At 60.3% G+C, this 15,927-nt stretch carries 11 protein-coding genes; 10 read left to right on the plus strand and 1 reads right to left on the minus strand.

Annotation, left to right across the window (positions count from 1 at the left end; all coding sequences use genetic code 11):
* The first annotated feature begins 42 nt into the window (after positions 1 to 42).
* From H6678_08345 to H6678_08380, 8 genes are all read left to right on the plus strand, one after another.
* The gene (locus tag H6678_08345; protein ID MCB9473804.1) at positions 43 to 1,377 is read left to right on the plus strand and encodes an aminotransferase class III-fold pyridoxal phosphate-dependent enzyme; all 1,335 of its coding nucleotides are present in this window, start codon (positions 43 to 45) and stop codon (positions 1,375 to 1,377) included.
* A gap of 66 nt (positions 1,378 to 1,443) precedes the next feature.
* Complete coding sequence (locus H6678_08350) at positions 1,444 to 1,893, plus strand: hypothetical protein (protein ID MCB9473805.1); 450 nt, start codon at positions 1,444 to 1,446, stop codon at positions 1,891 to 1,893.
* 253 nt (positions 1,894 to 2,146) lie between these two features.
* The gene (locus H6678_08355) at positions 2,147 to 3,334 is read left to right on the plus strand and encodes a hypothetical protein (protein ID MCB9473806.1); all 1,188 of its coding nucleotides are present in this window, start codon (positions 2,147 to 2,149) and stop codon (positions 3,332 to 3,334) included.
* A 219-nt stretch (positions 3,335 to 3,553) separates the two neighbouring features.
* Positions 3,554 to 4,171, plus strand: coding sequence for a glycoside hydrolase family 19 protein (locus H6678_08360; protein ID MCB9473807.1), 618 nt, complete (start codon positions 3,554 to 3,556; stop codon positions 4,169 to 4,171).
* Positions 4,172 to 4,365: 194 nt separating this feature from the next.
* Entirely contained in the window at positions 4,366 to 4,713 is a 348-nt protein-coding gene (locus H6678_08365) for a hypothetical protein (protein ID MCB9473808.1), read from the plus strand.
* Positions 4,714 to 4,774: 61 nt separating this feature from the next.
* Positions 4,775 to 7,648: a VWA domain-containing protein gene (locus H6678_08370; GenBank protein MCB9473809.1), complete on the plus strand. Its 2,874-nt coding sequence runs from the start codon at positions 4,775 to 4,777 to the stop codon at positions 7,646 to 7,648.
* A 205-nt stretch (positions 7,649 to 7,853) separates the two neighbouring features.
* Positions 7,854 to 8,879, plus strand: a complete 1,026-nt coding sequence (locus H6678_08375) for a hypothetical protein (GenBank protein ID MCB9473810.1) — start codon at positions 7,854 to 7,856, stop codon at positions 8,877 to 8,879.
* Between the two features lie 8 nt (positions 8,880 to 8,887).
* On the plus strand, positions 8,888 to 10,681 hold the full coding sequence (locus tag H6678_08380) for a sigma-54-dependent Fis family transcriptional regulator (protein ID MCB9473811.1): 1,794 nt from the start codon (positions 8,888 to 8,890) through the stop codon (positions 10,679 to 10,681).
* A 97-nt stretch (positions 10,682 to 10,778) separates the two neighbouring features.
* Here H6678_08380 and rpsD read toward each other — a convergent pair whose 3' ends face one another.
* Complete coding sequence (rpsD, locus tag H6678_08385) at positions 10,779 to 11,399, minus strand: 30S ribosomal protein S4 (protein MCB9473812.1); 621 nt, start codon at positions 11,397 to 11,399, stop codon at positions 10,779 to 10,781.
* Positions 11,400 to 11,854: 455 nt separating this feature from the next.
* Here rpsD and H6678_08390 point away from each other — a divergent pair, with 455 nt between their 5' ends.
* Both H6678_08390 and H6678_08395 read left to right on the plus strand, forming a co-directional pair.
* Positions 11,855 to 12,976: a lamin tail domain-containing protein gene (locus tag H6678_08390; GenBank protein MCB9473813.1), complete on the plus strand. Its 1,122-nt coding sequence runs from the start codon at positions 11,855 to 11,857 to the stop codon at positions 12,974 to 12,976.
* 170 nt (positions 12,977 to 13,146) lie between these two features.
* Complete coding sequence (locus H6678_08395; protein ID MCB9473814.1) at positions 13,147 to 15,828, plus strand: patatin-like phospholipase family protein; 2,682 nt, start codon at positions 13,147 to 13,149, stop codon at positions 15,826 to 15,828.
* Positions 15,829 to 15,927 lie beyond the last annotated feature (99 nt).

The following is a 15,927-nucleotide window of genomic DNA, read 5'->3' on the forward strand; positions in this document are numbered from 1 at the left end:
CCCGAGTCCGTATCAGGTTGACGCATCGGAGGAGCACATGACATGACACACCACGACGAGATCCTGCGGGAAAACCTGGAGTACAGTCTGTTTTCCCCGGTCCGCGCAGGGCAGCCTGAACCCGATCTCGATGACCCGCTCGCAGGGGTGTATTTCTGGGACGCCAACGACAAGCGCTGGCTGGATTTCTCCTCCCAGCTGATGTACGCCAATCTGGGGCACAGTCATCCGCGCATGGTTCGCGCGATCCAGGAGCAGGCAGGCAAACTCTGCTTCGCCTATCCGGGCATCGCGACCGAGGTGCGCGGCAAATTGGCACACGCTCTGGCGGATGTCACACCGGCGGGGCTGAAGAAATCCTTCTTCACGCTGGGCGGGGCCGACGCCATCGAGAACGCGATCAAGATGGCGCGGCTGGTGACGGGGCGCAGCAAGATTCTGGGGCGCAACCGCGCGTACCACGGGGGCAGTTATGCCTCGGCGGCGGCGGGCGGCGATCCGCGTCGGCACCTGAACGGGCCGGAGATGCCGGGCTTCATCCACATTCCCGATCCGTACTCCTATCGCAGTCCCCTGTACCGGCACTGCAGCCCGGAAGAGGGAGACATGGTGCTGGCCGACCTGATCGAGGACACGATCCTGATCGAGAGTCCGGACACGGTGGCCGCGCTGCTGCTGGAAGGCTGGAGCGGCACCAGCGGCATCATCATGCCTCAGGGACCGGCCTTCTGGCAGCGCATGCGCGAGATCTGCGATCGCTACGGCATTCTGCTGATCGACGACGAGGTGATGAGCGGTTTCGGGCGCACCGGAAAGATGTTCGCGATCGAGCATCACGGTGTCACCCCGGACATGATGTGCCTGGCCAAGGGGCTCACGGGCGGTTATCTGCCCATGGGCGCGGTGATGGTCAGCGAGGCCGTGGGCAAGCACTTCGACGACCACTTCCTCAATTGCGGGCTCACCTACAACGCGCACCCCATGGCCTGTGCGGCCGCGCTGGAAGCCATTTCCATCTACCGGGACGAGCAGCTGGTGCAGAACGCGGCCCGTCTGGGCGAGCATGTGAGCCAGCGCTTCGCCGCCATGCAGGACGCTCATCCCAGTCTGGGCGAGTATCGCGGCACGGGGCTCTTCTGGTGCCTCGAGATCGTGAAGAACCGTGACACGCGCGCCGCGATGTCGCCCTGGAACCAGCCCATGAGCAAGCCCATGACGGAGGCGGCCGCCCTGCTGCGCAGCCGGGGGCTCTCGACCTTCGTGCGTTGGAACTACATCTTCGTGGTGCCGCCGCTGGTCATCAACCAGTCCGAGCTGGACGAGGGTCTGGGCATCATCGAGGAGTCGCTGGCCCTGTTGGACGGTCACTGCGACTGAACCATCTCCGGGCTTGCCGTGCAATGCCTGGATCACGCAGGAACAAACCAATCACCGGAGGTTGTCATGAGGAAGAACATTCTCAGTGCCCTCGCCGGATATGGGGTGATCTTCGCGCTGGTTTTTGGAATGATGAGCCTGGCCTGGCAGGTGGTGGGTGCGGAGGGCGCCTTCGAGCCCGAAAGCTGGCAGGTCAGTCCGCTCTGGATCTTCCTGTTGCTGGCTGCCGGATTCCTGGCCGCCCTCGCCGGCGGCTGGACCGCCGACCACCTGAGTCACAGTGCGCGCGGCGCGCAGATGCTGCTGGGCATCGTGATCATCCTGGGGCTGCTGGTCGCTCTGCCTGCAATGCTGGGAATGGGCCCCGACCCCGATGTGGTGCGCCCCGAGAACGTGCCCATGCTGGAGGCCATGAACAAGGGCCAGCAACCGGTCTGGGTGGCGCTGCTCAATCCGGTGCTGGGCGCCATGGGCGTGATCTTCGGCTCGCGCCTGCGCAACAGCCACGGCCTCTGATCCGGATACATGCCAGAGCTTCACGCATCAGTGCTGTGCCGGGAAGCTGAATGACCCATTGAGACTGCGTCATCCTGCCGCGCACCGTGAAGCGTTTCATTCGAACCCAATTCGCGACATTCCGGCCGGTTTTGCGCCGGCTCCGTCCCGGACGGGAGGCGGTCGCTGGCAAAGGCGCAACTGGCCGCGATCGAATGAGTCCATTGCCCGGCGCCAGGCGCGATATCCGGATTCCTGTAGAAAGGGGTTCCACATGCAGTCTCACGCTACCATGGGCCTGACCCTGTTGGCCAGTCTGGCTCTGGCCGGGTCGGGCCGGTCGATTTCCCTGACCGATTACCGCTTTCCCACCAGCACGACCCAGCAGGCCTATCTCAACGGCAGTTTCAATTCCAGCGGCAACTCGCAGGATTCGCTGCAGGTGGGCTACAATCTGGGTGGTTCGGGCACCTACTGGCTGGCCCTGCGCTCGCTGCCTTTCAGTTACGACATCACGGGCGAGGCCAGCTACAGCACCAGCAAGGGCACGGCCGATGGCGCGAAGGCCGAGGACGCCTGGAACGTGAACGTGAACACGACCATGGACAAGTACCTGCGCGACGAGGGGCGAACCTTCGTCTACGGCGGGGCCGCCATCGACTTTCGCAAGCTGGCCGGAGAGGATGCCGCCGACGACCCGCGCGTGGATCTGGAGGCCGGTGCGGGGCTCGGGCGCACGATCAATGCCACCGTGCTCAAGGTGGCCGTGCGCATGAACGAAGACTTCGTCAAGTACGGTGTCACAACCGGTTCGCTGCCCGACAGCGCCCTGCTCGAGCTGGCCGCGATCATCGACCGCGAGGACGAGTTCCGCAGCACCTACGGCGCCATCGAGTACCGCAAGTACTGGTACGAGGAAATGGAGCGCATCCTGATTTCCGCCGGTGTGCTGGGCGGCGAGAACCTGGGCGCGCTGGGTGTGCTGCGCATCCAGGAAGTGCTGGACGAGCCCACGGCGCAGCGCTGGCACGGCTGGGCCGCGCGTGTGGGCGTGGGTGCCCGCGTGTCCGATTACAACGGCGATTCCGGCGACCCGCGTCTGGTGGCCCGCCTGGACTACCACCGTCCCGTGGGCTTTGATCTGCAGCTGACCAATCGCACCTCGCTGGCGACGGTCTTCGCCTCGGACCCGGTGTACAGCCTGCAGAATGTGTTCCGCGTGGACTACGAGATCTCCAACCAGATCGACTGGTACAACGGCCTGACCCTGAACTACGACATCCTGACCGCCACGGATGCCGAGAACAGTTTCGCCGCCGCCTTCAACAGCTCCTTCATCTTCTACCTTGAGAACCGGCTCTCGATCACGCCCGAGCTGCAGTACCGCTTCATCGACGATGGCATGGGCGATGCCGAGTGGAACTGGGCCATCCTGGGTGGGCTGACCTACCGCCTGAAGTAGTTCGATCGTCTTCACGAACCCGCGCGCCGCGATGAGGCATTGTCCACATCGCGGCGCTCTCTTCGCGAGGCGTGCGAAAATCCTTCCTCCCGGCCCGCGTACGGACCTACCTTGCCGTCACGCACAGTACCTCATCCAGCCATCGTGACCCGAAGCGCCCACCTTGCGCGCGATGCCGTTGTCACACACGGACGGACCCGATCTTCCGGAGGACGGTCGATGATCACCGCGGAAACCCTCAAGCGCTTCGCCCCGCGCATTCGCCAGCCGGAACTTCACGCCCAGGCTCTGGAAGCCGCTCGCCAGGCCTGTTCGGTCGACCGCCCACGCCGCCTGTGTCACTTCATGGGCCAGATCTTCGTCGAGACCGCCGGCTTCACCGTGCTCGAGGAGAACCTCAACTACCGCAACCCGGAGCGCTTGGACGCCATCTTCCGGGCCGTGCGCAGCACGGAGGATGCCAGGGAACTGATTCGGCAGGGTCCACAGGCCATCGCCAACCGGGTCTACGCCCGGCGGCTGGGCAATGGCGACGAAGCCAGCGGCGACGGCTGGGCCTACCGCGGCAGTGGATACAAGCAGCTCACCGGCCGCGCCAACTTCCGCGAGATCGGTCGGCTGCTGGGGCTGGAGCTGGAGGAGAACCCGGAGTGGGCGCGCGAGCCGGAAATGGCCGCTCGCATCGCCTTTGCCTTCTGGGATGCCCGGGGCTGCTCGGCCCTCTCGGACCGTGGCGATCTGGAGGGCATCACCCGTCAGGTCAACGGCCCCGCCCGGCTGGGGCTGGCCGAGCGCCGGGTGGCCACCATCAGGGCGCTGGGCATCTGGAAGGGCTGAGCGCAACAGGCTCTCGATTCGATCCGCGCCCATCGAGCGATCCAGTCAACCGCTGGCGCTGGAAGGTCCTGCTCGCCATCGTCCAATTTTCTGGACATGCGGCTCGCTGATTTTTCAGGCATGCATTTTTTGCTTTTGCCGAACGCATTGCAGCGGTTAAATTGCCGCCCTTCTCACACAAATCAGGAAATGCCATGAAGCTGCTGCCCTTCGCCATCGCCCTGGCGACCGCCTCCGCCGTCCTGTCGGCGCATGCATCCCAACTGACCTTGAGCACCGCGGACGTCGAAGCCCTGGCCCCCGTCAGCATGGCAGGCATCGACACTCTTGTGGTGCACGGGGACTCCGGACACCGCCTGCTGGACCTGGCCGACCTGCTGCTGGCCCCCGGCACGGTGCATTTCAACGGACTGGATGTGATCAGTACCAGCGCCGCCTCCACCGTGCTGACGGTGCCCGTCGGCAGTGAACTGGTGCTGGAGAACGTGCACGCCGAGAACCTTTCGCTGTCCATCGTGGTCGAGGGCGGATTAAGATTTTAGATTTCCGGTGATTGCAAAGTCTAATAACATTACTAAACCGCTAAGAAGAGGAACCAATCTAATGTACAAGTCATCGTGGATTGCAGCTTGGTCAATTCTATTCACAATAAGTGCAAATTGTTCAGAGTATCGATTTGTACCTGCGACTATCCTTAGTATTCCAGGTGGGTTCCACCCTACCATTGTAGCAGACGTCGATGGTGATGGTGATGACGACATAATTTCACAGGCCGGGTCTGACCTAAAAGTTCTTGAGAATGATCTTGATTCTTGGATTCTGCATGGCCCAATCCAAGCAACGTTCTGGCAAAATGATTACTTCGATTTTGACGGGGATGGTGATTTAGATGCCATTCGTATTGATGTTCAAGAGGATAGCTTTGCACTTGTGATTAGTTTTAACTCGGGGTTTTCCTGGAGTGATGAGATTGTACACTCGTTGGGGTTGTCTGCATCCTATCCTTGGCCAAGCCTCGAAGTTGTTGACTACGATAGTGATGGTGACTTTGATGCATTTGTCGTACCCCATCCACAACAGTCACCAAGTAAGTGGATTGAGAACATTAGTCAATGGCAGCAAATGGACATCCATACCAGTTCTGGCTGGTTTGACGAAAACTCAGTTCCACTATCTGCAGATTATGACAGTGATGGCGACAACGATATCACTTACAATCTTAACGACAATATTTATGTTCAAATCAATAACCAAGAAGCCTACAATAGGCCCAATGAGATATTGATCCATGAAAGCGACTCTGAAATTCTCTCATATTCTTTCGCTGATTATAACACAGACAACTGGAACGACATGATTTATTGTTATCGACAATTTAGTGACAACCAACGATACTTCTGCATTAAGGAAAATCAAGAACCATTGGGTGGAAGCGGCTGGTCAACATCAGTGGAGTTTCCGATTCCCTCGGGATGGAATGTGGCTCCAGCGCCGATAGTTGTGGACTTAAACAGTGACGGTGTGATGGACCTGCTATGTGGTTCCTTCATGCTTTATGGGCCCGATTGGTTGAATACTCATGCAGCTCCAGGTACTTCAATAAGCCAAAATCTGGTGTTTGATCTTGATCGAGATGGCTACTTAGATATTATTCAGGAGTCCGGCATCGGTCTTGTAGGGGCGATAAATGCATATCCGTTTGTGTTTCTTGAGCATAGTTTTACTCAGGGAGCACTGAACGACTTCCAGTGGTTTATGCAAGAATCTGGTTATGTGTCCATCTATCCTGTGGCCGAGGGGCAGCAGCTTGATGAAGCAATCATTTCAGATGAGTTCTGTGAAACGAATCGAGAGTATTTAGAGAAGACTCTTGTACCTGTTATTGGGGGTGAAGACGAAGACATTGATTTCGGATTCCATCTCTATTTTGAAGACACAGATGGGAATCTTGATGATCTTGAGATTCCTTTGACGAGAGGCTATAACTATGGATGGCTCTGCAGAGATCCGTATCTAGACTTTCTTGAAGTGTTTACGGATACTTTACACCCTTCCTTTGTAAATTCAGTCTTTCAATTGCGTGATTTCTCTCAGGGAAACTATTCTCCTATCGAGTTGCTTTCGAATGTAAGCAACTATGAAATACTAGATGATGGCAACAACCTCTCGATCACCGAATCGATTGCTAGGGTCGGCAGCCTTGGCGACATTCCTTTGGATCTTAGAACAGTTCTCATGCTAGACAACAGTTTTTCTGTCGGTGTGAACCTCGACGCGATCAAGGAAGGGGCTCGGCAAGTGATTCGATCTAGGTTTCAGGAGCAAAGCATTGCTGTCTACTATTTCTCGGAGAGTGTTGTGGAGGTCATTGGATTTTCTGCTGATTCAAGTGCTTTGTTGAACGCTGTGGATCAGATTACTCTTGGCCCACCGTCCACGAATCTCTACGGGGCCGTTATAGCCGCTGGTAATGTTATGAGTAACTATGCGACAATTGATGGTATTCAGTTAAGTACACTTGTGCTACTTACAGATGGTGAGGATACTCAGGGAAGTTTTTCAGAACAGGAAGCAGTTAGTGCTGTTTCTGGTTACGATGTGGTTTGCATTGGGGTTGGCAGTGGTGTAGATAGTAGTTTTCTTGAATCCTTGAGTGAGGGCAATTACTTCATTGATGATTACATGCAGTTGCGTTCCGTGTTTCGAAACATTCAAAGATCTTTACGAAACATTGCTGGCAGTTTCTACTGGCTTTCCTATGTGAGTCCTAACCGAAATAATGAATCGGTCTCCTTGGATGTTAGCGCTACCACCTATTTGACTCGTAGTCCTTTGTCGGTGACATACAGCAGTATTGGGTTCACCAGTGTGACACCAGGGGTCTATGTTGACAGAACATTTAGTAATCCTCTTGGTGTCGATACTGTAAACATAGTGAGTGGTGATTTGCAAATTTTATTGAGTTGTGAGTCACTATTTGGCATTAATTATCCCAATTATACGTGGACATGTGAAGATCCTGATTTACTGCAGATAGGAAACTCATGGCAAGATGGCTTAGAGCATATTGGATATGCGCAGTTCAATGTTAACTCTGAACTTCAATTTAACACGGCAGTTACAGTCAACGATGTTGCAAATGGATTTCAGCGTCAGATAATTGTTGCCTTTGAAGGGATGCTTGCTGTTAATGACAAAGAGGAAAGGTTGGGCTTTCATTTGGGGAGTGCTTTCCCTAATCCATTCAACATGCGTACTCGGATTGAATTGACTGTTTCTCGCGCGGCGGTTATTAATGCTGATTTGTTCAATGTTTTAGGTCAAAAAGTACTTACTGTGATTGACCGTGAAAACTTCAACCCTGGAACACATCGATTAGCGCTAGATTTCAAGAATCTATCAAGTGGAGTCTATTTTCTTGTTGCAAGAGATGATTTAGATAATGCTACACAAAGGAAGTTACTGTTGATCAAATAGCATTGCAGCTTGCCTGATATCTTTGTAACCATCCCCGAAATCCGGGCCATTGGTTCTTAGAGTTCTCCTGCCTAATCCCTCAAGGCAGAGTGTCCAGTTCTCTGGACACCTCCTCAAAGGAATTCCGAAGCAGGCACTTTTTGCTTTCGCCGAACGGAGTGCAGCGGTTAACTTGCCACCCTCATCACACAAATCAGGAATTGCCATGAAGCTGCTGCCCTTCGCCATCGCCCTGGCGACCGCCTCCGCCGTCCTGTCGGCGCATGCATCCCAACTGACCTTGAGCACCGCGGACGTCGAAGCCCTGGCCCCCGTCAGCATGGCAGGCATCGACACTCTTGTGGTGCACGGGGACTCCGGACACCGCCTGCTGGACCTGGCCGACCTGCTGCTGGCCCCCGGCACGGTGCATTTCAACGGACTGGATGTGATCAGTACCAGCGCCGCCTCCACCGTGCTGACGGTGCCCGTCGGCAGTGAACTGATCCTTGAACATGTGCATGCCGAGAACCTGTCCCTGTCCATCATCGTGGCCGGCGGAACCCTGGAACTGCACCACACCGTGATGGCCGGGCCTGGAGATCCGCTGACGATCACCCATGAGCAGTCACAGGTGCTCATCGACAGCTCCGCCTTCTGCAATGCGCACCGGGGCATCCTGCTGCAGCAAGGGCAGCTGACCGTGACGCACAGCCTGTTTCTCAGCAACGAGACAGGCATCCTGGTCGAGGGGGGAGACCTGCTGGGGCTTGACGGTCTCAGTTTCCAGTCCAACTGGACCGGACTCGATTACCAGAGCGCACCCGCCACCACCGAGCTGCTGCACTGTGATTTCAGCGGCAGCCGCATCAAGTCCGTCGATGGCTACCCGGGCAGCCTGCTGACCCTGCACGAGTGTTACGTCGAGAATGTCCTGCGTCTGGAGGGCGACTTCCAGCAGCAAAGCCCCGTGCTTCTGCCCTGGCGCCCCCTGGAACGTCCCCTCAAGACCGTGATCCTCATCGAGTCGGGCGGTGATGAAGTGCCGTTGACCGGCACGACTCCCACGATGACCGAGAATGGTTTTCCCTGCACTCCCTCGAGTTACAGCCTGTTGCTTTCGGATGATCCCTACGATTTCAGCCAGGCTGAGCGGATCAGGCAGGAGGCCTTTGACTTTGTGATCCCCGCTCCCCTGGGGTCCCGGCGCTTCGTTCAGGTGGTGGCTCACCTAGGTGAATGGGTCGAGTAATGGAGTCTTTGCTCGAGAAGTTTCAGTGTCTGCGATGTTACGAGGCGGGAGATCCGGGAGGATTTCTGGCCGCGTACCTTTCCGACCTCGAGGAGGCTGGCGAAGGAGAACGGCCGATCCTCGAGTACTATTGGGCCCGACTCCAGTGGAAATCCGGTCAGGCTGAGCAGGCGATCGCCGTGTACAAGCGGCTTGCCACGGACGAAGCCCTCACGCTGGAGTACCGCTCATCCAGCCTGCTCAACATCGGCTTCTGGAGTCTGGTCACCAGGGATCCAGAACTGTCCCGCAACTGTCTGGAGGCCTGGCGTGCACTGGGTGTGGCCAGCCAGGGTGTGGATGAGATCTGGACGCTGGCGCTGGCGCCCAGTGCCAATGGCTCGCGCTGGTCCAGTGTGCACGCCGTGCTCCGGGATCCGGCGTGCTCGGGAATCGCTCTGGACATGTTCAGCGCGGTCTCCTTGCTGGCACACGATTTCGAAGCATTCCGGATCGTCAGCGAACGCTGGCGGTCCGCGGACACCCAGCGCTTCCTGCTGACCCAGCTCGCCTGCGAGTACTTCCTGGAGCAGGGTCAGGCGGCCGACGCCGGGCACGCCATCGCTACCCTGACCCAGCTTGCCTCCACCACCCGGGAGAAGCTGCTCACCAAGTACTTCAGGTTGCGCCTGGACAGCGACGCGCTGCCCGCCAATGCGGTCTATCTGCAGGCGCGCTCGTTGATGACTCAACTGGAAGACCTGGCCAGCATCCACCTTGCCGAACTGAAGGAACACTGCGCGCGTCTGATGTTCGAAAGCTCGCGCCCCCCCGCGATCCTTGTCTCACGCAGGCATGGGATGGTGGGCGACAGCGCGGGCATCGGGCGTGTGCGCGAAATGATCGATCTCTACGCGACCAGCGATCTCAACGTGATCATTCGAGGCGAATCGGGCACCGGCAAGGAACTGGTGGCTCTGGCTCTGCACCTGGCCAGCCATCGGCGCGACCGCAGTTTCGTACCGGTCAACTGTTACCACCTGGGGTCGCCACTGGCCGAAGCCCGCCTGTTCGGACACCGCCGTGGTGCCTTCACCGGGGCCAGTCAGGATGCGGCGGGATTCGTGCACGAAGCCCACGCGGGTACCCTTTTTCTGGATGAGGTGGGAGAACTGCCGCTGGATGCACAGGCCAATCTGTTCCGCTTCCTTGACAGCGGCCAGTTCCGGCGAGTCGGCTCCACGGTGCTGGAACAGGCCAACGTGCGCGTGATCGCCGCCACCAACCAGGACCTGAGCCAGGACCATCGTTTCCGTCACGAGCTGTATCACCGGCTGGGTACCGTCGTCATCGACCTGCCCCCTCTGGCCAGCCGCGGCAACGATGTACTCCAGCTGGCGCGCTGCCGGATTGCGGAGCTGAACCTGTTCCATGGCAGTCACAAACTGTTGGCCGCGGAAGCCGAGCAGCGCCTGCTGGCCCATGACTGGCCGGGCAATGTGCGCGAACTGCTGAATCTGGTGGACCGGGCCTGGCATGCGGCCACGCTGGAGATCGGCCCTGAGGATCTGAGTTTCGATCGCGGCATTCCCCTGAACATGCGCGCGGGAGGCGGCTGGGCCCCGGACCTGCAGCGCGATGTGCTTGACCTGGATGAAGAAGTGAACCGTTACACGGCCCGGGTGGTGCAGGAAATGCTGGAACGCTGCAACCGCGACACGCGCGAGACGGCCCGGCGTCTGAAGATCAGCGAGCGCACCGTGTATCGCTGGATGCGCCGCCAGCAACAGCAGGACTCGGATACTGCCGGATCCTCGCGCTGAAGCCAGCTTTCGTAACCCGGCCTCGCCCAATTGCATGAAAGAGAACAGGGCCTTTCCCGCGGGGAAAGGCCCTGATGCATTCTGCGGATATCCGCGCTCAGCGCGAATAGTACTCCACCACCAGCTGCTCGTGGAAGTCGCCGGGGAAGGGCACTTCGTGGCGCTCGGGGAAGTGGTCGAGCTTGCCCGTGAAGGAGTCGCTCTCGACGGTGACATAGGGCGGCGGGGTGATCTTGCTGCCGAAGAAGTGGTGCATGATCACGGGGATCTTGCGGCTGCGCGGACGCACGCTGACCGTGTCGCCGGGCTTCACTTCGTAGGACGGAATGTCCACCTTCTGTCCGTTGACCTCGATGTGGCCATGGGTCACGATCTGACGGCCGGACCAGACATTGGGTGCGAAGTTCATGCGCACGCAGATCATGTCCAGACGACTCTCGAGCATGCCCACGAAGACTTCACCGGTCACACCGGCACGGCTGCGACGCGCGCGATCGAAGGTGGCACGGAACTGCTTCTCCGAGATCATTCCGTAGAAAGCACGGAATTTCTGCTTCTCGTCGAGGTGCAGACCGTACTCGCTCTTCTTGAAGCGGCGGTTCTGACCGTGCTGGCCAGGGGCGTAGCCCTTGTGATCCAGCGGACTTTTCCGATAACCGTAGAGGTTTGTCCCGAAGCGGCGGCAAAGCCGCTTCTTGGGTCCACGGTAACGAGACATATTCTCCTCCTGAGAATTTCCGCCTTGCGGCGTGGTTCCGGAGCCCCAGGCCTGGCCGGGGAGCTACCCATTGATTGAATGACGAACCGCGCAAGATAGAGCATGGCTTGCCCTCTTGCAAGACGTCCTCTCAACCCGCCCGCCGGAGACCGCGCCAACGGCGCCCGCCGTTCGTCTCCCGAAACTCATCCGCAATTCTGGCCTGCTGGAATCCACGGCCAGGACTGGACTCCAAGTCATTGATATTTCGTGCGTTCGATCTGGCATCGGGCTTGCTTTTCCTTGGCTGTCGCCCCGGCAATGGGGCACGGTTGAAAGGAAACCCATGCCGACACCGCCCTGGTTGCACCCGCCCTAGTCCCGCCGTCTCTGTCTGGAACGGGGTGGCAGCACTTCGGTGCTGCCTTTTTCCGGCCCCTGTGTGGGCCAAGGTGATTCACAGGAAGGAATGAGCAATGAGATTGAGATCCGGTCAGGGCGCACTCTGGATGCTGCTGGCTCCCATGCTGGTCCAGGCGCAGGTTCGTCTGGGAGAAGTCTTCTATGACCCGCAGGGCAGCGACAGCGGTGCGGAGTGGGTCGAGATTCACAACATGGGCAGCGAGACCGTGAACCTGCAGGGCTGGTTGCTGGATGCGGGCGGGCCCAACCTGGTGCTGCCCGCCATCGAAGTGCCCGCGGGTGCCGTGCTGGCCGTGCATACCAACGCTCCGGCGGCCCAGTTGCCGGATGGACTGGAGCTGTGGTTCCAGAACGGCACCAACATGGGCAACACCCACGGCTTCGTGGGGCTCTGGGCCGCCGAAGAGCAGACCACGGAAAATCTGGTGGACTGGATGCAGTACGGCAGCACCGGACACAGCTGGGAAAGCCAGGCGGTGGAAGCGGGCATCTGGCCGGCCGAGAGTTTCACCATGGATGTGGAGGAGGGGCATTCGCTGCGCAGGATTTCCGCGGGCAATGGCCCCCAGGACTGGATCGACGAAGCGGACCCGGTGGCGGGCGAAACGTCCACCGCGGTGGGGGAGCTGATGGCCCCCGGCCTGCGCCTTGAGGGCGGGCTGCCCGTGTTGCAGTGGTCCTTTGACGGCAGCGGCACCCAGTTCGAGATCCGGACTCGCGACCAGTCGGGCAGCGAACGCCTGCTGGCGGAGCTGGCCATCGGCGAGGGGCAGGGCCGGTATGCCTTCACCGATCACGACTGGCACGGCCAATCCCGGGAGTACTGGATCGATGTGCGACGCATCGACGGGCGGCTGGACCGTCTCGGCGGGCCCTACCGCATCGCGGGTGATTCGGGAAGCCTTCCGCAAAGCACACGCCTGCTGGCGGCATGGCCCAATCCCTTCAATCCCGGCACCCTGCTCAACTTCGAGCTGGCCCGGGCGGGCAGCGTGAGCATGGATCTGCACGATCTGGCTGGCCGGCGAGTGCGGCATCTGGAGCTGGGGGAACTGTCAGCGGGTTCCCACACTCTGCCGCTCGAGCTGGACGGGCAGGCGGGCGGACTGTATTTCGCCGTGCTGCGTGGCCCAGGAGGAGGCGCTTCGGTACTGAAACTGATCCTGGCCCGCTGAGGCCCGGCCCCGCACGCCCGGGCCGGTGTGCGGGGCCTTTTGATCCACTGGCAATACTGCTAGAATGCGACCGGTCGGCGATCCGATCCTGCTGACCTGACGATGTGTTCCAGCCCAGAAAGGCCGGTGTGTTTCCTGCCCACCTTGTGCATGCGTCCCGGGGATCGGCAGTGCGACCCGGGGGACTGCTGTTCCTGATTCTGCTGGTTTGCGCCGTGTCCGCACACTGCCAGGATGCCGCGCTCTCTCCGCGCGTCGAGACTGGTTCCGTATTGCGCGTGATCGCCCAGGGCGGATTCAGCAATCAGCCCCTCACCGATCCCGGCCCCACCCTTCCCGGCAGCATTCCCGATCCCGGCTCACCCCGGCTCGGGCTGGTTCTCACCGGTGGCGGAGGGCGGGGGTTCGCCCAGATCGGTGCCCTGCGCGCGCTGGAAGATGCGGGGATTCCGCTCTACTGTGTGGTGGGAACTTCGATGGGGGCGCTGGTCGGCGGGTTGTACTGTTCCGGCTACTCTCCCGAGCAGATCCGTGACGAGCTGTCGCCCCTGACCTGGGACGAACTCTTCAACGATTCACCCAACCGCCTGGACATGTACACGGGTGCCAAGGAGATCGCTGACCGGCACTTGCTGCAGGTGCGATTCGACGGCTTCAGACCCCAGTGGATCCGTTCCTTCTCCACGGGTCAGAAAGTGCGCGAGATCCTTGGCAGGCTCTTCTACCGGGCACCCATGCAGTGTTTTGGTGACTTCGATCGTCTGGAACTGCCCTACCGCGCCATCGCCACCGACCTGATCACGGGGAAGATGGTGAGTTTCGCCGAAGGCGATCTGGCCGAGGCGATCCGCGCCTCGATGTCGGTTCCCCTGCTGTTCAGCCCGGTCGTGCTGGACACCCTGCTGCTGGTGGACGGTGGCATCAGCAACAATGTGCCGGTGAATGTGGCACGCGAGATGGGTGCCGACAGGGTTCTGGTGGTGGATTCCACCAGTCCCTTGCGTCTGCGCAGCGAGATCAACGAGGCCTGGGAAGTGGCCGACCAGGTCGTCAGCATCATGCAGGCCGACCCCAATCGGCGCGCGTTCGAGATGGCCGACCTGGTGGTTCGTCCCCGCATCGGCCACAGCACCCTGGAGAGCATCGAGGGCATCGACAGCCTGGTCGAAGCAGGCTACCGGGCCATGGCGGAACACCTGGACGAGTTGCGCGCATCCCTGGAAGGTGTGACACGCCCGCGGAGCCGGATTCCGGGCTGGCGGGGTCTGATCCTCGAAGGCGATGCCCGTGAGCTTTCCGGAGTGCTGCCCGAGTCCTCCGACAGTCTTGAGCGCAGTGCACTGGACAGCCTGCTGCGTGCCGCCTGCAGTGAGGAGCGTTTCCGCTGGTCACACTGGAAGCTGGAAGAGCTGCAGGGCGAAGACCGGGAAAGCGGGTGGGTCCTCAGGGTCGACGCGGAACTCTGGCCGCGGGTCGAGAGTGTGCATCTGCAGGTGCATCGCGGGCTCGAGGGCCTGACCCTTCCCGATCTCGGGCCAGTCAATGGCCCTCTCGGGCGCAAGACCCTGGACGCCCGGCTCGATTCCTTGCTGGAAGACCTGCGCTATGCGGGCTACACTCTGGCGCGCGTGGACAGTCTGCGGCTGGATGGCACACGGCTGGACATCTTCATCGATCCGGGGCACGTGGAGACGGTACGCGTCGAAGGCCTCTCCCGGGTTTCCAAACGCCGGGTGCTGGCCGAGTTCAGCCCGCGCGCAGGAGAAGTCTTCAGGCTGGATGTGGCCGAGTCGCGCATCCGGCGCCTGCACGCCAGTGGCCTCTTCGAGCAGGTGCAGATGGGACTGGAGCGCGAAGAGGACCGCAATGTGGTCGAGATCCGTGTGGTCGAGCGGGTCTGGCCCGTGTTGCGCGCCGGTCTGCACTACAGCAGCGCACGCGAGGGCCGCGCCTTCCTGGAACTGGACAACGAACGCCTGCTGGGCGGCTTTCTGCGGGGCACCCTGTACTACTCCTATGGCGCCGTGGGTGAAACCAGTCGGGTGACCTTCGAGAGCGATCGCCTGTTCAGCAGCCTCTGGACGGCGCGACTGGAACTGCGCAGCGTTCAGGAGCTGTATCACTGGCGCGACTCCAGTCTGGCCGATGGATTGGCGCGCGTGGAACAGGAGACCCACGGCGGAGCACTCAGTCTCGGTCGCCAGTGGCCCGGCCTGGGAACCGTGTACGTGGGGCTGAGCGCGCGGGATCTGTCCGAAGAGGGCGAGCGCGGATCCAGCGACCTGCGGGCCTTCGGCCTGGAACTGCAGAGCGTGGTGGATTCCCGCGATCAGCTGGGACTGCCGCGCCGGGGCGAGTATCACGTCGTGAGCCTGACCAATACTCTCAAATCCCTGGGGGCGGACGCCAGCTGGCTGCAGTTCCGCTCGCGCTTCGATTCCTGGCGCAGCCTGGGACGGACCACCGGGCACGCCACCCTGATCTACGAGTTCGCCGACAGCCCCCCGGCCCTGGATCGCTCACGCATCGGCGGTGGCGACATGCTGGCGACCTTGCGTCCGGGTGAGTGGCAGGGGGCCCAGTTGCTGGGGACCGGTCTGGAACTGCGCCGGCTGATCTCCGAGAACCGTCTTGGTGCGTGGCAGCTGGGCAGCAGTTGGCATCTGGTCATGGTCAACGACCGGGCCCAGTTCCAGCTCAAGCGCGAGGACCTGCGTCAGGAAGCGGCCATGTATCTGGCGCTGAACAGTGTGGCCGGCCCGCTGCTGGCCGGGGTCTCCCTGGCCCTGGACCGGCAACCCGGAGATTCCCGCTGGGTTCTCTGGACCGAACTGGGCTTCACGTTCGACTGAACTCCCACTCACGCCCCTCAGACTCAGAGCAACGCTTGACAGTCTGCCCGTGCAATTCTTGCTTGGCAGCGCTGACCCATTGACGTCCACAGGCAGGAA

The organism is Candidatus Delongbacteria bacterium (assembly GCA_020634015.1).
GTDB lineage: Bacteria > CAIWAD01 > CAIWAD01 > CAIWAD01 > CAIWAD01 > JACKCN01.

Excerpts from the sequence above, each read along its gene's own strand:
- H6678_08345 (MCB9473804.1), top strand. The coding sequence starts at position 43 with ATGACACACCACGACGAGATCCTGCGGGAAAACCTGGAGTACAGTCTG.
- H6678_08350 (MCB9473805.1), top strand. The coding sequence starts at position 1,444 with ATGAGGAAGAACATTCTCAGTGCCCTCGCCGGATATGGGGTGATCTTC.
- H6678_08355 (MCB9473806.1), top strand. The coding sequence starts at position 2,147 with ATGCAGTCTCACGCTACCATGGGCCTGACCCTGTTGGCCAGTCTGGCT.
- H6678_08360 (MCB9473807.1), top strand. The coding sequence starts at position 3,554 with ATGATCACCGCGGAAACCCTCAAGCGCTTCGCCCCGCGCATTCGCCAG.
- H6678_08365 (MCB9473808.1), top strand. The coding sequence starts at position 4,366 with ATGAAGCTGCTGCCCTTCGCCATCGCCCTGGCGACCGCCTCCGCCGTC.
- H6678_08370 (MCB9473809.1), top strand. The coding sequence starts at position 4,775 with ATGTACAAGTCATCGTGGATTGCAGCTTGGTCAATTCTATTCACAATA.
- H6678_08375 (MCB9473810.1), top strand. The coding sequence starts at position 7,854 with ATGAAGCTGCTGCCCTTCGCCATCGCCCTGGCGACCGCCTCCGCCGTC.
- rpsD (MCB9473812.1), bottom strand. The coding sequence starts at position 11,399 with ATGTCTCGTTACCGTGGACCCAAGAAGCGGCTTTGCCGCCGCTTCGGG.
- H6678_08390 (MCB9473813.1), top strand. The coding sequence starts at position 11,855 with ATGAGATTGAGATCCGGTCAGGGCGCACTCTGGATGCTGCTGGCTCCC.